Annotated in this window: 3 protein-coding genes; all 3 read right to left on the reverse strand. The window is 63.0% G+C overall.

Annotated features, from left to right (window positions below):
- Positions 1-136: 136 nt before the first annotated feature.
- The 3 genes from FHR94_RS19285 to FHR94_RS19295 are packed head-to-tail and all read right to left on the reverse strand — an operon-like array spanning position 137 to position 3,344.
- On the reverse strand, positions 137-1,144 hold the full coding sequence (locus tag FHR94_RS19285) for a tyrosine-type recombinase/integrase (RefSeq protein ID WP_183328368.1): 1,008 nt from the start codon (positions 1,142-1,144) through the stop codon (positions 137-139).
- The gene (locus FHR94_RS19290; protein ID WP_183328371.1) at positions 1,141-2,097 is read right to left on the reverse strand and encodes a tyrosine-type recombinase/integrase; all 957 of its coding nucleotides are present in this window, start codon (positions 2,095-2,097) and stop codon (positions 1,141-1,143) included. Before FHR94_RS19290 ends, FHR94_RS19285 begins: the two co-directional genes overlap by 4 nt.
- The gene (locus FHR94_RS19295; protein WP_183328373.1) at positions 2,094-3,344 is read right to left on the reverse strand and encodes a site-specific integrase; all 1,251 of its coding nucleotides are present in this window, start codon (positions 3,342-3,344) and stop codon (positions 2,094-2,096) included. Before FHR94_RS19295 ends, FHR94_RS19290 begins: the two co-directional genes overlap by 4 nt.
- Between the last annotated feature and the right edge of the window lie 150 nt (positions 3,345-3,494).

Consider the following 3,494-nt stretch of genomic DNA (forward strand, 5'->3'; position numbering starts at 1 on the left):
CCGCAATTATGCCCAGCTCGGGATTATGCGCAGTTGCCCTGCCTGGCCCCGACCACGGTCCAGCGCCAACGTCCCCTCGCGTGCAGGCATCCGGACCGTGGTTTGCTCACGAGTCACGAGAAAAGACTGCGCATAATCACAAGCTGTCGAGGAAGGCCAGCACATCTGGCTTGGGTATGAAGCGCGGTGTCGCCGTTTCCGGTGGCTGCAGGCTCGCCAGCGCCCGTTCCTTCATGTCCAGATCAGCCTCGAGATACTGGTGTGTGGTCGTCACCTGCTCATGGCCTAACCACAGGGCAATCACCGCCAGATCGACACCCGATTGCAGGAGATGCATCGCGGTGGTGTGTCGAATCACATGCGGCGACACCCGGCGATCTTTCAATGAAGGACAGTGTGCGGCGGCCTGCGACACCGCCAACGTCAAGCGCTGCTCGACGCCGGATCGGCTCATGGACCGACCAAAGCGGTTCAGCAGTAACGGCTGCGTCGTATCGGTCGCGAGCGTGACCATCCACTCATCCAACCTCCGCGCCGTGCGTTTCCATAGCGGCACCACCCGCTCCTTGCGCCCTTTGCCGTGCAGATGGATGGCCTGTGCGTGCTGCGTATCGACGTCGCTGCGGCGGATACTGATGAGCTCAGAGACGCGTGCACCCGTGTTGTAGAGCAGCAGGATCAGCAGTCGATCCCGTTGACCTGTCCAAGAGGCGGCATCCGGTGCTGCGAGGATGGCTTCCATCTCTTCACGCGACAGGAAGCCGACCAGCGGCCGCTCGAAGCGCTTCATGGGAATGGCCAGCACACGCTGGACCTGTGCCAGTAACGCTGGCTCCTGGAGTGCCACATAGTGCAAGAAGGCCCGGATGGCCGCGAAGCGCGCATTGCGGCTGCGAATACAGTTGTGGCGATGGGTTTCGAGGTGATCGAGGAAGGCCAACACCAGGGAGACATCCAGGTCGTGTAGACATAACGTGCAGACACCACGGCCCAGGTGCTGCTCGGCAAAACAGAACAGCAACCTGAAGGTATCGCGGTAACTGGCGACGGTCCGCGCACTCAGGTGTTGCTGTTGCTGAAGACGCTGGTAGAAAAACCGCTGGAGCAATCGGGCCAGATCGGTTTCGGATGACGTCGTCCTCATGGCTGATCCTCCTCGGTCGTCGCTGCCGCCTGTTCGAAACGCTCAGCGGCAATCGCCATCAGCGCCGGGATACCGGTGAGATACCAATAGGTGTCGGATACCTTGCAGTGCCCCATATAGGTGGCCAACTGCGGCAGCCTTCGGTTGACGTCCACGCCTTCGGCGTACCATCTCAGCAGACACCGGCAGGCAAAGGTGTGCCGCAGATCGTAGAGCCGAGGCAGGGGGCCGGTCGCCGGTTTGTCCCAGCCCAGCTGTTGGCGAATGAGCTGAAAGGCGTAGCGTGCCTGAGCCCCCGTGATGGGGCGGGCGTTGTCGAACAGGAACAAGCCCGGCGCCTGTGAAAGCCCCAGGTATCGGTTGCGCACGATGAGGTACTCGGCCAAGGCCTCGGTGGTGCTGATATGGATTGGCACCAGGCGGGATTTGCGGAATTTGCTCTCGCGCACCTCGACCATGCCTCGATCCAGATCGACATCCTGTTCCTGCAGCCGCAGAGCCTCACCGAGGCGAAGTCCCGTTGTGACAAGAAAACCAAGCAAGGTGCGCATGGTTACCGGCCGAAGCCCTTCTGTGGGGAGCAACGCTGCCGTCGCCGCCAATAGTTGCGCGAGCTCCTGCGGGGAATAGATATGCGGCGGCAGGCGCCGATGAGCTGGTCCGAAGAGCCGAACAGGCGGGACCTCCGTCTGTGGCTCGAACAGCTGACAATACCTGGCGAAGGGGCGCAGCGTCTCCAGGCGGCGGGCGGGGCCCACCCCCTCCGGTGTGGGTGAGGCATTGGCCCAGGCGACCGCCAGCGCCAGGGTCAAGGGGCCCTGATGGGCCCGTTGCTCGGCAAACCGAGCAAAACGCTCGAGCTGCTGGCCTTCGATGGTCAAGGCAAAGCCCAGGGCCCGGCGTGTCCGCAGATACGCCGCCACCCGCTCATGCATGCTGCTCCAGTGCATCATGACCATTCCTCCGGCCAGGGCTGCGCAACGCCGGTCAACTGCGGCAGGTCGACTTTGGTGTAGATGGCCGTGGTATCGATGCTGCGGTGGCGCAGCACATCGGCGATCTCCTTGATCGAACAGCCTCCCTGCAGCATGCGCCGGGCAGCGGTATGGCGCAGCACATGGGGTCCGCTCCAGGGCAACTCGGCGCGCTGGAAAGCGCGACGCACGGCACCACGCACCGTCGTGACGGCGACAGCTTGACCTAGAGGGGCACGGTGGTAGACGAACAGGGCACGGCTGCTCGAGGCCGGTCGGCCATGACGCAGATAATCGACCAGGCTGTCGCCGGTCGATGCCGGCAGCGGCAGACGATCGACGCGGCGGCCTTTGTTGTGGGTCAGCGTCAGGAACCCACCACGCCAATTGATCGCCTCCAGGTTCAGCTGCGCCACCTCATGGCAGCGCAGCGCCATGTCGGCCAGACACCGCGCCATGGCGTAATCACGCTTGCCGATGGCGGTGGTACGGTCGAAGGCGGCCCAGAAACGGGCCAGCTCCTCGTCACCCAGTGCCGGCGGCAGGGCCGCCAGCGACCAGTGTGCCGGCGATGGGATGGTATCTCCGAAGTTGTCGACCAAGACACCGCTGAAACGCAGAAAGCGCAGATAACCGCGCAACGCCCCCACCAGGGCAGTCGCCGTCAGGCCGCGTGCCCCGCATGCCCGGTCAGTGACGTAGTCGATCAGGACCGTTGGCGTGATGTGATCGACAATCAGTGGTCCCGTACCGAGCAGGTCAGTGAGGAATCGCCGTACCTCGCGGCACCGGCTCCGGCGGGTTTGCACCGCTAAGCCGCAGACATCACGCAGATAGGCATCGAAGGCGACGACCGATGTCTCGATGGCCGTCGGGAGCGGTACGGCGTGTTGGATCACGCGGACGTGACCGCTCATCGCCAGAAGCTGATTCAATGCTGCCTGAACCGTCTTGCGCGAGCGAACAACCGGGGGAGCGCAGTGGCAGGTTGGCAGATGCTCATCCAGAAAGGCGCGTACCGTCTCGGCACAGAGCGAATCCCGAAGTACCGGCACGGTGCGGCGCCACTGCAGGAAATGCACCACCGCGCTGCGGTAGGCCTTTGTCGTACTGGCGGTATGCCCTCGTCGTTTCAGGTGTGCGACATACCGGTCGATCAAGTCTGAGTCGCTGCTCGATAGCTCCGACTGGGGTTGCTGGACACGAACACACGAATGGACTGACATGAGTACCCTCCCGACAGGATAGCGAGTGGTACTCGAATCTTATGCCCTGTGGACCTCTTCGCTTGGGCAGTGACTTCCGTTGATAGTCAGTGCGTTGCAGAAACGGCGACTGATCAACTGCGCATAATCCCGAGCTGGGCATAATTGCGG

Origin of the sequence: Halomonas cerina (assembly GCF_014192215.1) — a bacterium.
Taxonomy (GTDB): domain Bacteria; phylum Pseudomonadota; class Gammaproteobacteria; order Pseudomonadales; family Halomonadaceae; genus Halomonas; species Halomonas cerina.

Bases quoted from the DNA above. Each gene is read 5' to 3' on its own strand.
- FHR94_RS19285 (WP_183328368.1), bottom strand. From the start codon at position 1,144: ATGAGGACGACGTCATCCGAAACCGATCTGGCCCGATTGCTCCAGCGG.
- FHR94_RS19290 (WP_183328371.1), bottom strand. From the start codon at position 2,097: ATGATGCACTGGAGCAGCATGCATGAGCGGGTGGCGGCGTATCTGCGG.
- FHR94_RS19295 (WP_183328373.1), bottom strand. From the start codon at position 3,344: ATGTCAGTCCATTCGTGTGTTCGTGTCCAGCAACCCCAGTCGGAGCTA.